The sequence below is a fragment of the Streptomyces sp. DH-12 genome, assembly GCF_002899455.1.
In the GTDB taxonomy this organism is placed as follows: domain Bacteria; phylum Actinomycetota; class Actinomycetes; order Streptomycetales; family Streptomycetaceae; genus Streptomyces.
In genome coordinates, this window is the sequence record NZ_PPFB01000001.1 from 6,826,697 (window position 1) to 6,841,263 (window position 14,567).

Below are 14,567 nucleotides of genomic sequence, written 5' to 3' on the forward strand. Positions count from 1 at the left end.
CAGGCCCCGGCCACAACCGGGGCGGTCGTCGCTGCTTTCGTGCGTTCCCCGATCTGTGGGTTCCCGTGCGGGCGGAGCCTACGCGCCCGCCTGCCCGACGGCGCGGGGTGACAAACCCCGCACGCCGTCGCGACATGATCAGCGGAAGACGTCGTCCTCGTCCCACACCGACGTGTCGGCCGGCGCCGGGGTGCGCGCCGGACGCGTGCGGGACTGGTACATCGCGTCGATCTCCAGCGCGTACCGGCGCACGATCTCGTCCCGCCGCAGTTTCATCGACGGCGTCAGCAGGCCGTTGGACACGTCGAACGGCTCCGGCAGCACGCGGAACACGCGGATCGACTCCGAGCGGGACACGCTGCTGTTGGCCGCGGCGACCGCCCGCCCGATCTCGTCCCGCAGGGCGTTCTCCTCGCGCGCCTCGCGGGCCGGGGCGTCGCCGGGCAGCGACAGCGCCGCCCGCCAGTCCGCCAGGAAGTCCGGGTCCAGGGTGATCAGGGCGCCCACGCACGGCCGGTTGTCGCCCACCACCACCGCCTGGTGCACCAGCGGATGCATCCGCAGCCGTTGCTCCAGGGCGGCCGGGGCCACGCTCTTGCCGCTGCTGGTGACGATGATGTCCTTCTTCCGGCCGGTGAACGTGAGGTAGCCCTCGCCGTCCAGCCGGCCCAGGTCGCCGGTGGCCAGCCAGCCGTCCCGCAGGACCGCGCGGGTGGCGGCCGGGTCGCCCATGTACCCCTGGAACACCGACGGCCCGCGCACCAGGATCTCCCCGTCCTCGGCCACCTTGATCGCGGTGCCCGGCAGCGGCTGCCCGACGGTACCCGACTTCTCCCGGCCGTACGGCTGCATGGTCACGCCGCCGCTGGTCTCGGTGAGGCCGTACCCGTCGTGCACGTAGATGCCGATGCCCTCGTAGAAGAGGGACAGGTCGCGGGCGAGCGGCGAGCCGCCGGACGTGGCCCGCAGCACCCGGCCGCCGAGGGTCGCCCGCAGTCTGCGGTAGACGGTCCGCTCGTACAGGGCGTGCTGCATCCGCAGGTCGAGCCCGGGGCCGGAGCCGCGTCCGAGCCGCTGCCGCTCCGTCGCCGCCGCGAAGTCCCGCGCGGTGGCGGCGGCCCGCTCGAACAGCGCGCCGCGCCCCGACTGCTGCGAGGCGCGCAGGAAGTTCTTGTAGATCTTCTCCAGCAGGGACGGCACCGCGTACAGATAGGTGGGCCGGAAGGTGCGCATCGCCGTGGACAGCGCCTCCGCGCCGAGGTCCGGCTCGTGTCCCATCAGCAGGCCGCCGCGGACGCACAGGCTCTGGATCATCAGTCCGTAGACGTGCGAGAACGGCAGGAACGCCAGCACGGACCCCTGCTCGCCGGGCGGCGCCGCGACATGGCCCCAGCCCGCCAGCAGCGTGTCGCAGACGAACGCCAGCCCGCGGTGGCTGAGGGCGCAGCCCATGGCGTGCCCCGAGGTGCCGGAGGTGTACGCCACCACGGCCGTGGAGTCCGGCATCACGATCCGCCGCATCGAGTCGACCGTGGCCGCCGGGATCGCCTCGCCGCGGGCGACCAGCTGGTCCAGCGCTCCCGCGTCGAGCTGCCACACGTGCCGCAGGCGGGGCAGCTGGGCGCACACCGAGCCCACGGTCATCACGCTCTGCTCGTCCTCGACCAGCACCGCCACACAGCCGGAGTCACGCAGGATCCACTCGACCTGTTCCCGCGAGGAGGTCGGGTAGACCGGCACGACCTCGGCGCCCACCGTCCACAGGGCGTGGCACAGGACGGTCCACTCGTAGCGGGTGCGCGCCATGATCGCGACGCGGGCGCCGGGCGAGACGCCGGACGTGATCAGGCCCTTGGCCAGATCGACCACCTCGTCGCGGAACTCGGCGGCGGTCACCTCCTCCCAGGTGGCGGAGGCCGGGCCGGTGCGGCGGGCGAGCACCGGCATGGCCGGGCTCTCGGCCGCCCTCGCGAACAGGCTGTCGGCGAGGCCGCCGGTCAGGGGCGGGGCGGACGGGGGAGCGAGAGCGAGGTCGCGCATGCACTGCTCCTCACGGGAACGGGGGTGGCGGTGCATGAATGTAGTCCAGCGGGCCGGGCCCCGGGCCGGGATCAGGTCAAGTGTGTCCGCACTGATGATCCGGCCGCTTTCGGGGGACCCGGTCCCCATGACCTACGTCAATCCCGATCCCGATCCGGAACGCACCACCGGCCTCGAAGCGGGTGGCGGCGTCCCACCGGGCGAAACCCCGCCCGCGGAGAGCAGCATGCCCGAGGCGGGCCCCTACGAGACCCACAACCCCACCAAGGGCTGGGCCAAGGGCCCCCTGACCGCGATCCTCGTCGTGTCCGCCTTCATCGCGGCGTTCTTCCTGGTCTACGCGATCATCCTGCTCATCTGACCGGCCCGGCCCGCCGCCACGGCCGCCGGCACCCGGGTGCCGGCGGCGGGGGCCCGCGCGGCGCCGCCCTGCCGGCCGGGGGGAGCCGCACGACCGCCTCGTCCCCGTCCGGGCCGCCGCTGGGCCACGCCTCGGTGAGGACGTACGGGAGGCCGCCGACGCGGCGGCGTACGCGCGCGGACGCGGAGGGCGCCCGCAGCCCGCCCCTGCGGGTTACGCCTGTGTGTGGCGGACGCACTCCGTGACCACGTCGCGCAGGCTCTCCGTGCGCTCCAGGAGGTCGCGCTGGATCATGGCGCCGTTGCCGTCGCGCAGGAGGCGTGCGCAGCCCTCGCGGGCGCGGTCCAGGTCGCCGTGGTCGGCGAGGGCGTCCGCGGTGTGGTCGAGGAGGGCGCGGACGACCGCCTCGGCGGGCATCCTGCGCATCGTCTCCGGGTGCAGCAGCTCGCCGGTGAGGCCGGAGCGGGCCGCCCGCCAGGCGGCCAGCCGCAGCAGGGACACCCCCGGGCCGGCCGGCTCCCGGCCGTCCCGCCACTCGCGCGCCGCCGTCTCCACCAGCGCCCGCGTCAGCGTGGCCACCAGCCCCGCCGTCTCCGCGTGCAGCGCGACGTCGGAGACGCGCACCTCCACCGTCGGGTACCGCTGGGACAGCCGGGCGTCGAAGTAGACCATGCCCTCGTCGAGGATCGCGCCGGTCGCCACCATCTCGGCGACCCGACGGTGGTACCGCTCCGGCGACTCGAACGGCTCGGTCGGCCCCGCCGACGGCCAGCGCTGCCACACCCGGCTGCGGTAGCTCGCGTACCCCGAGTCCTTGCCCTGCCAGAACGGCGAGTTGGCGCTCAGCGCGGTCAGCACCGCCAGCCACGGCCGCAGCCGGTCGAGGACGGCGACGCCCTCCTCGTCGGACTCCACCGACACGTGCACATGGCAGCCCATGACCAGCTGCTCGCGCGTGGCGATGCCGTACTGCTCCTCCATCCACCGGTACCGCTCGTTGACGCCGATCGCCGGGCTGACCGGCAGCGGCGACGTGGCGAGCGCGGCGACCGTGCAGCCGATCTCCTCGGCGTGGCGCGCGGCCTCCTTGCGGCAGCGGACGATCTCCGCGTGCAGGCGCTCCATGGACGACTGCGGGTGGGTGGCGAACTCCACCATCTGCTCGTGCAGTTCCTTCTCGAAGACGTCCTGTCCGGCGTCCTCCCGCTCGGCGCGGGCGAGCACCGCCGCGGACATCGCCCGCGGTTCGCCGGTCTCCGGATCGACCAGGAGGAGTTCCTCCTCCACTCCCACGGTGCGCACCTGATGCCCGCCCTTCTCACCTGCCGCGTCGACGCCGAGCAGCCCTCGGCCGTACGACCCGCATGCCCCGCGCGGGGCGCGGAACACCTGGTGTCGTCGGCGGAGGGCCACCGGGCGCCGGCGTGCGGCCTCACAGCGGCGTGGGCGCCAGCCACACCGTCGCGAGCGGGGGAAGGGTGAGCCGGACCTGCCCGTCCTCGGGCTTGACCGGGTCCGGGTTCACGACGCCGCCGCCGCCGTAGCGGACGGCGTCGGTGTTGAGGATCTCCTCCCAGGCGACCGCGTCGTCCCCGACGGCGAGCTGGTAGTCGTGCCGCACCACGGGGGAGAAGTTCGACACCGCGAGCAGCGGCCGGCCCTCCGCGTCGTACCGCAGGAACGCGAAGACGTTGTCGTCGGCGGCGTCCACCGCCACCCAGCGGAAACCGGACGGGTCGGTGTCGCGCTGCCACAGCGCCGGGCGGTCCCGGTAGCGCGCGTTGAGGTCCCGGACCAGGTCCTGCACCCCGCGGTGGTCGCCCGCCGAGTGGTAGCCCTCGTCCAGCAGCCACCACTCGGGCCCCGCCTTCTCCGACCACTCCGCGCCCTGCGCGAATTCCTGCCCCATGAACAGCAGTTGCTTGCCGGGGTGGGCCCACATGAAGCCGAGGTAGGCGCGGACGTTCGCCCGCCGCTGCCACCAGTCGCCCGGCATCTTCGACACCAGCGCCTGCTTGCCGTGCACCACCTCGTCGTGGGAGATCGGCAGCACGTAGTTCTCGCTGTAGGCGTACACCATCGCGAAGGTCATCTCGTGGTGGTGGTACTTGCGGTGCACCGGCTCGTGGGAGACGTACTCCAGCGAGTCGTGCATCCAGCCCATGTTCCACTTCAGCCCGAACCCGAGCCCGCCGGTGTCGGTGGGCCGGGTCACCCCGCCCCACGCCGTGGACTCCTCGGCGATGGTCACCACGCCCGGGCAGCGCCGGTACACGGTGGCGTTCATCTCCTGGAGGAACGCCATCGCCGCCAGGTCCTCCCGGCCGCCGTGGACGTTGGGCTCCCAGCCGCCGTCCTCGCGCGAGTAGTCGAGGTAGAGCATGGAGGCGACCGCGTCGACCCGCAGCCCGTCGATGTGGAACTCCTGGCACCAGTACACGGCGTTTGCGACCAGGAAGTTGCGCACCTCGGTGCGGGCGTAGTCGAAGGTGTACGTCCCCCAGTCGGGGTGCTCGGCGCGCCGCGAGTCGCCGGGCTCGTACAGCGGCTCCCCGTCGAAGCGGGCCAGCGCCCAGTCGTCGCGCGGGAAGTGCGCGGGCACCCAGTCCATGATCACGCCGATGCCGGCCCGGTGCAGCGCGTCGACCAGGTACTTGAAGTCGTCCGGGGTGCCGAGCCGCGCGGTGGGCGCGTAGAAGCCGGTGACCTGGTAGCCCCAGGACGGCCCGTACGGGTGCTCGGCGACCGGCATCAGCTCGACGTGGGTGAAGCCCATGTCCTTCACGTACGCGGGCAGCACCTCGGCGAGCTCACGGTAGGTGAGCCCCGGACGCCACGACGGCAGGTGCACCTCGTACACCGAGAGCGGCGCCTCGTGCACGGGCCGCTCCCCGCGCCGCGCCATCCACTCCGCGTCACCCCACGCGTAGTGCGAGGCGGTGACCACCGACGCGGTGTTCGGCGGCGCCTCGGTCCGGCGGGCCATCGGGTCCGCCTTGAGGAACCGGTGACCGTGGCGCGAGTGGATCTCGAACTTGTAGCGGGTGCCCTCGCCGACGCCCGGCAGGAACAGCTCCCACACACCGGACGAGCCCAGCGAGCGCATGGGGAAGGCCGTCCCGTCCCAGTACGTGAAGTCCGCGGCGAGCCGCACCCCGAGGGCGTTGGGCGCCCACACCGTGAAGCGGGTGCCGGTCACGCCCTGGTGGGTCATGGGGTGCGCGCCGAGCGCCGTCCACAGCTCCTCGTGCCGGCCCTCGCGGATCAGGTGCAGGTCGAAGTCGCCGAGCGCGGGCAGGAACCGGTACGGGTCGTGCGTCTCCACCGGCTCGTCGTCCCCGTACGCCACCGCGAGCGTGTAGTCGGGGATCTCGTCCAGCGGCAGCACGGCGGAGAAGAGGCCGTCGCCCTCCGACACGAGCGGGGTGCGCTCGCCGTCGACGACCACGCTCACCTCGCGGGCGAAGGGGCGCAGCGCCCGGAAGGCGATGCCGCCGGGCACCGGGCGGGCGCCCAGCAGGGCGTGCGGATCGTGGTGGGCGCCCGCCAGCAGACGGCCCCGGTCGTGCGGGTCGAGGGCGGGGGCGGCCGCCCCGCTCGCGGCGGCGGACGGGGCGGGCCCGGCCGATCCGGGCAGCGGCGTTTCGTGCAGGGCCACGGCTTCAGTCTCCTCTCACGGCGAGGCGCTCGATCGCCGCCATGGGTACGGGCAGCCAGTCGGGTCGGTGCCGGGCCTCGTACAGCACCTCGTACACGGCCCGGTCCGTCTCGTAGGCGCGGAGCAGACCGTGCTTCTTGCGCGGGTCCCAGCCGGCGCGGGCCGCGTAGCCCGCGCAGTAGGCCTCGCGGCAGCGCCGCGCCCACTCCGGGCGCCAGGGACGGCGCTGCCGGGCGGCATAGTCGAAGGAGCGCAGCATCCCGGCGATGTCCCGCACGGGGGAGTGGGCGCTGCGCCGTTCGGAGAGCGGCCGGGACGGCTCGCCCTCGAAGTCGATCACGAACCACTCGCGCCCCGCCCGCAGCACCTGGCCGAGGTGCAGGTCGCCGTGGATGCGCTGGGCGGGCGGCCCGGCGTCGCAGGTGGTGAGCGCGGCGAAGGCGCCGCGCAGCCCCGGTACGTACGGCTGGAGCGCGGGCACGGCGTGCGCGGCGGCGGTCAGCCGCTCGGTCATCGCCGCGGCCGTCCGCCCGTTCTCGCCGGGCGCGCCGACGGGGAACGCGGAGGACAGCGCCAGGTGCACGTCCGCCGTGGCGCGTCCGAGGGCGTGCGCCTGCGCCGTGAAGTCGTCGCCGGCGGCGAGCGCGTCGAGAGCGAGCGTCCAGCCGTCCGCGGCGTTGCGCAGATACGGCTGGAGCACCCCGAGCGTCGCCTTGAACGGGTGGGTGGTGCGCAGCCAGGCCACCGGCGCGGGCACCCGGTGGCAGCCCTGCCGGGCCAGCGCCCCGGGCACCTCCAGGTCGGGGTTGACGCCGGGCTGGATGCGCCGGAAGACCTTCAGGATGTACTCGTCGCTGTACACCAGCGAGGAGTTGGACTGCTCGGCGTTCAGCACCCGCGGTACCAGACCCGACGGCACCTCATGGCCCGGGTCGCCCTCGAAGTGCAGCGGGCCCACCGTGCCCGGCCGGCGCAGCCGTTCCAGGAGCAGTTGGGCGGCGCGCGGGTCCTGGAGGGCGTCGTAGACCGTCAGGCCGGCCAGTCGGCCGTCCCGCACGGTGCCGATGAGCGCCTTGCCCAGACGGGGCGAGGGCCGCTCCCGCACCCCGAGCAGGAGCTGGTAGCAGTCGCCGGCGGGAGGGGTGCCGCCGGGGGCGGGCACGCCGCCGTGCGCGGCGTGCACGAGCACGTGCAGACAGCCCGGGAACAGCTCGGTCGTGGACAGCACGCCGAGATCGGTGACGGGACGGTCCTTGCCCGCGAACCAGCGCTGCAGCGGCAGCCACTCGCGCAGCAGCCCGGCGAGCGACTCCAAGGACTCGGCGGGCGCGCTCCGCGGGCGCAGGAATGCGGTCTTCGTCATCGTGACGCCTCCTCTCGCCGGCACACGCTCACAGGCGTCGGCCGATGCGGGATGCGACTCGGGTGAGCCGGAACCAGTAGAAGCCGTGGCCCCCGAGGGTCAGCAGGTACGGCAGTTCGCCGATGGCCGGGAAGCGCACCCCGCCGAACAGCTCCACCGGATGCCGGCCGCTGAACTCGCGCAGGTCGAGCTCGGTGGGCTGGGAGAAGCGGGAGAAGTTGTTGACGCACAGGACCAGGTCGTCCTCGTACTCGCGCAGGAAGGCGAGGACGGCGGGGTTGGAGGAGGGCAGTTCGGTGTAGGAGCCGAGGCCGAACGCCGGGTTCTGCTTGCGGATCTCGATCATCCGCCGGGTCCAGTGCAGCAGGGAGGAGGGGGAGGCCATGGAGGCCTCGACGTTGGTGACCTGGTAGCCGTAGACCGGGTCCATGATGGTGGGGAGGTAGAGGCGGCCGGGGTCGGAGGAGGAGAAGCCGGCGTTGCGGTCGGGGGTCCACTGCATGGGGGTGCGGACGGCGTCGCGGTCGCCGAGCCAGATGTTGTCGCCCATGCCGATCTCGTCGCCGTAGTAGATGATCGGCGAGCCGGGCAGGGACAGCAGCAGGGCGTTGAACAGCTCGATCTGGTTGCGGTCGTTGTCCAGCAGGGGGGCGAGGCGGCGGCGGATGCCGATGTTGGCGCGCATGCGGGGGTCCTTGGCGTACTCGGCCCACATGTAGTCGCGTTCCTCGTCGGTGACCATCTCCAGGGTCAGCTCGTCGTGGTTGCGCAGGAAGATGCCCCACTGGCAGCCGGAGGGGATGGCGGGGGTCTTGGCGAGGATCTCGGAGACGGGGTAGCGCGACTCGCGGCGGACGGCCATGAAGATGCGGGGCATGACCGGGAAGTGGAAGGCCATGTGGCATTCGTCGCCGCCGGCGGCGTAGTCGCCGAAGTAGTCGACGACGTCCTCGGGCCACTGGTTGGCCTCGGCGAGCAGGACGGTGTCGGGGTACTGGGTGTCGATCTCCTTGCGGACCCGCTTCAGGAACGCGTGCGTCGCCGGCAGGTTCTCGCAGTTCGTCCCCTCCTCCTGGTACAGGTACGGCACCGCGTCCAGCCGGAACCCGTCGATCCCGAGGTCCAGCCAGAACTTCAGCGCGGAGATCATCTCCTCCTGCACGGCCGGGTTCTCGTAGTTCAGATCCGGCTGGTGCGAGAAGAAGCGGTGCCAGTAGTACTGCTTGCGCACCGGGTCGTACGTCCAGTTGGACGCCTCGGTGTCGACGAAGATGATCCGCGCGTCCTGGAACTGCTTGTCGTCGTCGGCCCACACGTAGTAGTCGCCGTACGGCCCGTCGGGGTCGCGCCTCGACTCCTGGAACCACGGGTGCTGGTCGCTGGTGTGGTTCATGACGAAGTCGATGATCACGCGCATGCCCCGCTGGTGGGCGGAGTCGACGAACTCCACGAAGTCGGCGAGGTCGCCGAACTCGGGGAGCACGGCGGTGTAGTCGGCGACGTCGTACCCGCCGTCGCGCAGCGGCGACTTGAAGAAGGGCGGCAGCCACAGGCAGTCGACGCCCAGCCACTGCAGGTAGTCCAGCTTGGCGGTCAGGCCCTTCAGGTCGCCGACGCCGTCGCCGTCGCTGTCCTGGAAGGAACGGACGAGGACCTCGTAGAAGACGGCGCGTTTGAACCAGTCGGGGTCACGGTCCCTGACCGGTGTGTCCTCGAACGTGTCCGGCACCGGCTCGTTGACGGTCATGGCGTTCCTGGCCCTCCGTTTCGCTGTGCGGCGGGCGGTCGCTGGACGTGCAGGACGTGCGCGGGAGCCCGCCCCGGCTCCAGCCGCACGTAGTTGGTGCTGCCCCAGTGGTAGGTCTCGCCGGTGAGCTCGTCGCGCACCGGCACCGTCTCGTGCCGGTCCAGGCCGAGTTGCGGCATGTCCAGCGAGACCGTCGCCTCCTGGGCGTGATGGGGGTCGAGGTTGACGACCACGAGCACGGCGTCGGAGCCCCGCCGCTTCGAGTACGCGATGACCTCCTCCTTGTCCGCCTGGTGGAAGTGGAGGTCGCGCAGCTGCCGCAGGGCCGGGTTCTCCCGCCGGATGGTGTTGAGGCGGGTGATGAGGGGGGCGATGGTGCGTCCCTCGCGTGCGGCGGCTTCCCAGTCGCGGGGTTTGAGCTGGTACTTCTCGCTGTCGAGGTACTCCTCGCTGCCCTCGCGCAGCGGGGTGTTCTCGCACAGTTCGTAGCCGCTGTAGATGCCCCACGTGGGGGAGAGGGTGGCGGCGAGGACGGCGCGGACCTCGAAGGCGGGCCGGCCGCCGTGCTGGAGGTAGGCGTGCAGGATGTCGGGGGTGTTGGCGAAGAAGTTGGGCCGCATGTAGGAGGCGGCCTCCCCCGTCAGTTCGGTCAGGTACTCCGTCAGCTCCTGCTTGGTGGTGCGCCAGGTGAAGTACGTGTACGACTGCTGGAAGCCGATCTGGGCCAGGGTGTGCATCATCGCCGGGCGGGTGAAGGCCTCCGCCAGGAAGATCACGTCGGGGTCGGTGCGGTTGATCCCGGCGATCACCCGCTCCCAGAACACCACCGGCTTGGTGTGCGGGTTGTCCACGCGGAAGATCCGCACCCCGGCGTCCATCCAGTGCCGCAGGACCCGGCAGGTCTCCGCGACCAGCCCGTCCATGTCGGCGTCGAAGGCGATGGGGTAGATGTCCTGGTACTTCTTCGGCGGGTTCTCCGCGTGGGCGATGGAGCCGTCGGGGCGGTGGTGGAACCACTCGGGGTGCTTGTGCACCCAGGGGTGGTCGGGGGAGCACTGCAGGGCGAAGTCCAGGGCGACCTCCATGCCCAGGTCGCGGGCGCGGGCCACGAACCGGGTGAAGTCCTCCAGCGTGCCCAGGCGCGGGTGCACCGCGTCGTGGCCGCCCTCGGGGGACCCGATCGCCCACGGCACCCCCACGTCGTCCGGACCGGCGTCCAGGGTGTTGTTCGGGCCCTTGCGGAAGGTCGTCCCGATCGGGTGGATCGGCGGCAGGTAGACCACGTCGAACCCCATCGCCGCGATCGCCGGCAGCCGCCGCGCGGCCGTGTCGAAGGTGCCGTGCGGCTGCTCGGGCGTGCCCTCCGAGCGGGGGAAGAACTCGTACCAGGAGCCGTACAGCGCCCGCTCCCGCTCCACCAGGAGCGGCATCGGGTCGCTGCTGGTGACCAGCTCCCGCAGCGGATGCCGGGCCAGCACCGCGTCCACCTCCGGCGTCAACGCCGCCGCCAGGCGCGTGGCGCAGGGGAGGGTGTCGTCGCGCAGGGCCGCGGCGGCCGCGAGGATCACGTCCTGTCCGGCGTCGCGCGGCACCCCGGCCGCGGCGCGCGCGAAGAGGCCGGCGCCCTCCTCCAGGACCAGCCCGGTGTCGATGCCCGCCGGGACCTTGACGGTGGCGACGTTCCGCCAGGTCGTCACGGGGTCGCCCCAGGCCTCGACGCGGTAGGTCCAGTGGCCGGGCGCGTCCGCGACCACCTCCGCGCCCCACCGGTCCGTGCCCGGCGCCAGCTCCCGCATCGGCGTGAACGGCCCCGGACGCCCTTCCGGGTCCTTCAGCACCACGTTGGCCGCGACCGCGTCGTGCCCTTCGCGGAACACGGTCGCCGTCACCTCGAACGCCTCGCCGACGACGGCCTTCGCCGGACGTCTGCCGCGGTCGACGGACGGCCGGACGTCCCGCACCGGGACACGACCGATGGTCGGGGTCGTCTTCATGGGCCTGTGCACCTCCGCCGCTCGCGATGCCCGGGCAGGCGCCCGGGCGTGGGACCACATGGAGGCGGGAAGGTCATCGCCTTCCCGCCGGGGAGCGCCGCTCGACGGCCGGCGGACCGCGTCGGACCGTGGCGGCCGGACGGGGCCGGTCGTTCTGTTCCTGCAGATAGGTGACGAGCGTCGTGCGCAGGTACCGTTCCGCGGCGTCGGCCGCCTCCCGCGCGCAGCGCTTCCCCATCAGCACGCAGAGGGTGTAGCCGGAGTCCTCGAAGGTCGCCCGCACCGTGTGGTCGGTGGGGGCGGCCAGCATCACGCGTTCCCAGGCCCGGTAACGACGCAACTGCCGGGCGACTTCGGCTTTTGCGGGGAGCAGCATGCGCCGTTCACCTCTCCGGGGCTCGATGGGTGCGCGTTGTCCCGACGGTCGGGCGGAGCCGTGCGCACCGGTGCACGGACCCGTAACGGCGATCGAGGTCTTCACTCATGGTGCACGGACAGTGACCCGACGTCTTGTTGGAATTTCAACCATCAAGCCGCGGTGACCGGGCGGGCCGGTGCGGCTCCGGCGTGCTCAGATGTGGCCCCACGCGCCTCACTCGTGCGCTCGTGTTGCACGAATGGACCAACCCCCTCAGTCTGAAGGTGACTCAGAAGCGACACCCGCTCACGTTCCGTGTCCGGGGGCCCGTCCGTCGGACGGGAGGAGTGCGAGCTTCGCGGTGAGGAGCCGACGACGATGAAGACCGCAGTGCCCTGCTACTACCACCTCGACGTGGAAGTCAGCCCGGAGAGGGTGGGACAGGTCAGCCGGATACTGGCCGCTCACCTCCGGTTCTGGGATCTGGAGAACCTCATGGAGCCCGTCTGCGGCGGCACCGAGATGCTGCTGCGCGCCATCGACGAGCACGCCACCGACAAGAACATCTCGATCGAGATGTGGTGGAACGGCCAGCACCTCATCACGGCCATCGCGGACAACGACCGCGCGCTGCGCCCCGACCAGGAACTGCGCGGCTGCCTCGAGCACCTCGCCGCCAGCAGCGACGGCTGGGGCTGCTGCGCCACCGAGACCGGCAGCAAGGTCATCTGGTTCTCGCAGCGCGCCCGCGCCGGCGAACGCGTGCCCCTCGTGCCCACCGCGCCCGACCCGCGCGAGAGCGAGGGCCTGGACCTGCCCCGCGAGGTGAACGTCACCACGGTCACCGCACGGGTGCGAACGCCCGGCGGCCTCCTGGAGGAGGTCCGGTGACCCGGCGACACGACCGGAAAGGGGCGCCCGCCTGGAGCGGGCGCCCCTACCCGCTGGGTGCGACCTACGACGGCGAGGGCACCAACTTCGCGCTGTTCAGCGAGGTCGCCGAACGCGTCGACCTGATCCTGGTGGACGACGACGGCCGGCACCGCACGGTACGGCTCACCGAGGTCGACGGCTTCGTCTGGCACGGCTACCTGCCCGGGGTCGGACCCGGCCGGCGCTACGGCTACCGGGTGCACGGCCCCTGGGCCCCGGCCGCCGGCCACCGCTGCAATCCGGCGAAACTGCTCCTCGACCCGTACGCCACCGCGGTCGACGGCCAGATCGACAACCACCCCTCGCTGTACGAGCGGAACCCCCACGGACCCGACCCGGCGGACAGCGCGGGCCACACCATGCTCGGCGTGGTGACCGACCCGGCCTTCGACTGGGGCGACGACAGACGCCCCGGCCGCCCGTACTCCGACACCGTGATCTACGAGACCCACGTCAAGGGGCTCACCCGCACCCACCCCGACGTCCCGCCGGAACTGCGCGGCACCTACGCCGGTCTGGCGCACCCCTCGGTGATCGGGCACCTCACCTCGCTCGGCGTCACCGCGGTGGAGCTGATGCCGGTGCACCAGTTCGTCCAGGACGGCGTGCTCCAGGGGCGGGGCCTGGCCAACTACTGGGGCTACAACACCATCGGCTTCTTCGCCCCGCACAACGCCTACTCCGCCCGCGGCACCCGCGGCCAGCAGGTCACGGAGTTCAAGGAGATGGTCAAGGCGCTGCACGCGGCCGGGCTCGAGGTGATCCTGGACGTCGTCTACAACCACACCGCCGAGGGCAACGAGAAGGGCCCCACCCTCTCCTTCCGGGGCATCGACAACTCCTCGTACTACCGGCTGGTGGACGGCGACTGGCGGCACTACTACGACACCACCGGAACCGGCAACAGCCTGCTGATGCGCCACCCCTACGTGCTGCAGCTCATCATGGACTCGCTGCGGTACTGGGTCACCGAGATGCACGTCGACGGGTTCCGCTTCGACCTCGCGGCCACGCTGGCCCGGCAGTTCCACGAGGTGGACCGGCTCTCGGCGTTCTTCGACCTGATCCAGCAGGACCCGGTGATCAGCCGCGTCAAGCTCATCGCGGAGCCCTGGGACGTCGGCGAGGGCGGCTATCAGGTCGGCAACTTCCCCCCGCTGTGGTCGGAGTGGAACGGCAAGTACCGCGACGCGGTCAGGGACTTCTGGCGCGGCGAGGACCACACCCTCGGCGAGTTCGCCTCCCGGCTGACCGGCTCCTCCGACCTGTACGCCCACCACCGGCGCCGGCCCCGCGCCAGCGTCAACTTCGTCACCGCGCACGACGGTTTCACCCTGTGCGACCTGGTCTCGTACAACGCCAAGCACAACGAGGCCAACGGCGAGGACAACCAGGACGGCGAGAACGACAACCGCTCCTGGAACTGCGGCGCGGAGGGCCCCACCCGCGACCCGGCCGTGCGGGAACTGCGCGCCCGGCAGCAGCGCAACTTCCTGGCCACGCTGCTGCTGTCGCAGGGCATCCCGATGCTCTCGCACGGCGACGAGGTGGGCCGCACCCAGCGCGGCAACAACAACGCCTACTGCCAGGACAACGAGGTCAGCTGGATCGACTGGCGGCAGGGCGACGAGCAGCGCGCCCTGCTCGCCTTCACCCGCCGGCTGATCGCCCTGCGCCGCGACCACCCGGTGCTGCGCCGGCGCCGCTTCTTCCTGGGCGAGACCGTGCGCCACGCGGACCAGCCGCTGCCCGACCTGGTGTGGCTGGCGCCCGACGCGCGGGAGATGACCGACGACGACTGGATGCGCCCCGACGCCCACTCGGTCGGCGTGTTCCTCAACGGCGACGCCATCGCCGAACCGGACCCGCGCGGCCGGCCCGTCATCGACGACTCGTTCCTGCTGCTGTTCAACAGCCACTGGGAGCCGGTCGGCTTCCGGCTGCCGGACGCCTCCTACGGTGAACGGTGGACGGCGCTGATCGACACCGCCGACCCGGACGGCGTCCCCGACGAGGCGGAACGCAAGGCGGGCACCCGGCTGACCGTGGACGCGCGCAGCCTGGTGCTGCTGTCCCGCCCCTCGCACACCGCGCGGTGACCGGGCGGCCCCGG

10 protein-coding genes are annotated in these 14,567 nt (G+C 72.3%); 3 read left to right on the plus strand and 7 right to left on the minus strand.

The window, feature by feature from the left end:
• Positions 1-138 precede the first annotated feature (138 nt).
• Positions 139-2,040 (minus strand): AMP-dependent synthetase/ligase, encoded by a 1,902-nt coding sequence (locus C1708_RS30000; RefSeq protein WP_106415627.1) that lies wholly within the window; start codon positions 2,038-2,040, stop codon positions 139-141.
• Between the two features lie 127 nt (positions 2,041-2,167).
• Here C1708_RS30000 and C1708_RS30005 point away from each other — a divergent pair, with 127 nt between their 5' ends.
• Positions 2,168-2,401: a DUF6480 family protein gene (locus C1708_RS30005; RefSeq protein WP_106415628.1), complete on the plus strand. Its 234-nt coding sequence runs from the start codon at positions 2,168-2,170 to the stop codon at positions 2,399-2,401.
• A gap of 213 nt (positions 2,402-2,614) precedes the next feature.
• Here the strand turns inward: C1708_RS30005 and C1708_RS30010 are convergent, their stop codons facing one another.
• The 6 genes from C1708_RS30010 to C1708_RS30035 form a co-directional block, all read right to left on the minus strand.
• Positions 2,615-3,703, minus strand: a complete 1,089-nt coding sequence (locus tag C1708_RS30010; protein ID WP_106416550.1) for a glutamate--cysteine ligase 2 — start codon at positions 3,701-3,703, stop codon at positions 2,615-2,617.
• 130 nt (positions 3,704-3,833) lie between these two features.
• Complete coding sequence (glgB, locus tag C1708_RS30015) at positions 3,834-6,059, minus strand: 1,4-alpha-glucan branching enzyme (RefSeq protein ID WP_106415629.1); 2,226 nt, start codon at positions 6,057-6,059, stop codon at positions 3,834-3,836.
• Between the two features lie 4 nt (positions 6,060-6,063).
• On the minus strand, positions 6,064-7,422 hold the full coding sequence (locus tag C1708_RS30020; protein ID WP_106415630.1) for a maltokinase N-terminal cap-like domain-containing protein: 1,359 nt from the start codon (positions 7,420-7,422) through the stop codon (positions 6,064-6,066).
• Between the two features lie 28 nt (positions 7,423-7,450).
• Positions 7,451-9,169 (minus strand): maltose alpha-D-glucosyltransferase, encoded by a 1,719-nt coding sequence (treS, locus tag C1708_RS30025; protein ID WP_106415631.1) that lies wholly within the window; start codon positions 9,167-9,169, stop codon positions 7,451-7,453.
• Entirely contained in the window at positions 9,166-11,163 is a 1,998-nt protein-coding gene (locus C1708_RS30030) for an alpha-1,4-glucan--maltose-1-phosphate maltosyltransferase (RefSeq protein ID WP_106415632.1), read from the minus strand. Before C1708_RS30030 ends, treS begins: the two co-directional genes overlap by 4 nt.
• Positions 11,164-11,236: 73 nt before the next feature.
• Entirely contained in the window at positions 11,237-11,539 is a 303-nt protein-coding gene (locus C1708_RS30035; RefSeq protein ID WP_106415633.1) for a DUF5133 domain-containing protein, read from the minus strand.
• A gap of 360 nt (positions 11,540-11,899) precedes the next feature.
• On the opposite strand from C1708_RS30035, the gene C1708_RS30040 reads away from it, so the two are divergent.
• Both C1708_RS30040 and glgX read left to right on the plus strand, forming a co-directional pair.
• Positions 11,900-12,412 (plus strand): pep a2, encoded by a 513-nt coding sequence (locus C1708_RS30040; RefSeq protein ID WP_106415634.1) that lies wholly within the window; start codon positions 11,900-11,902, stop codon positions 12,410-12,412.
• Positions 12,409-14,553 carry a glycogen debranching protein GlgX gene (gene glgX / locus C1708_RS30045; RefSeq protein WP_106415635.1) on the plus strand — a complete coding sequence of 715 codons (2,145 nt, stop codon included), beginning with the start codon at positions 12,409-12,411 and terminating at the stop codon, positions 14,551-14,553. Before C1708_RS30040 ends, glgX begins: the two co-directional genes overlap by 4 nt.
• The last annotated feature ends 14 nt before the right edge of the window (positions 14,554-14,567 follow it).

Excerpts from the sequence above, each read along its gene's own strand:
- C1708_RS30000 (WP_106415627.1), bottom strand. The coding sequence starts at position 2,040 with ATGCGCGACCTCGCTCTCGCTCCCCCGTCCGCCCCGCCCCTGACCGGC.
- C1708_RS30005 (WP_106415628.1), top strand. The coding sequence starts at position 2,168 with ATGACCTACGTCAATCCCGATCCCGATCCGGAACGCACCACCGGCCTC.
- C1708_RS30020 (WP_106415630.1), bottom strand. The coding sequence starts at position 7,422 with ATGACGAAGACCGCATTCCTGCGCCCGCGGAGCGCGCCCGCCGAGTCC.
- treS (WP_106415631.1), bottom strand. The coding sequence starts at position 9,169 with ATGACCGTCAACGAGCCGGTGCCGGACACGTTCGAGGACACACCGGTC.
- C1708_RS30030 (WP_106415632.1), bottom strand. The coding sequence starts at position 11,163 with ATGAAGACGACCCCGACCATCGGTCGTGTCCCGGTGCGGGACGTCCGG.
- C1708_RS30035 (WP_106415633.1), bottom strand. The coding sequence starts at position 11,539 with ATGCTGCTCCCCGCAAAAGCCGAAGTCGCCCGGCAGTTGCGTCGTTAC.
- C1708_RS30040 (WP_106415634.1), top strand. The coding sequence starts at position 11,900 with ATGAAGACCGCAGTGCCCTGCTACTACCACCTCGACGTGGAAGTCAGC.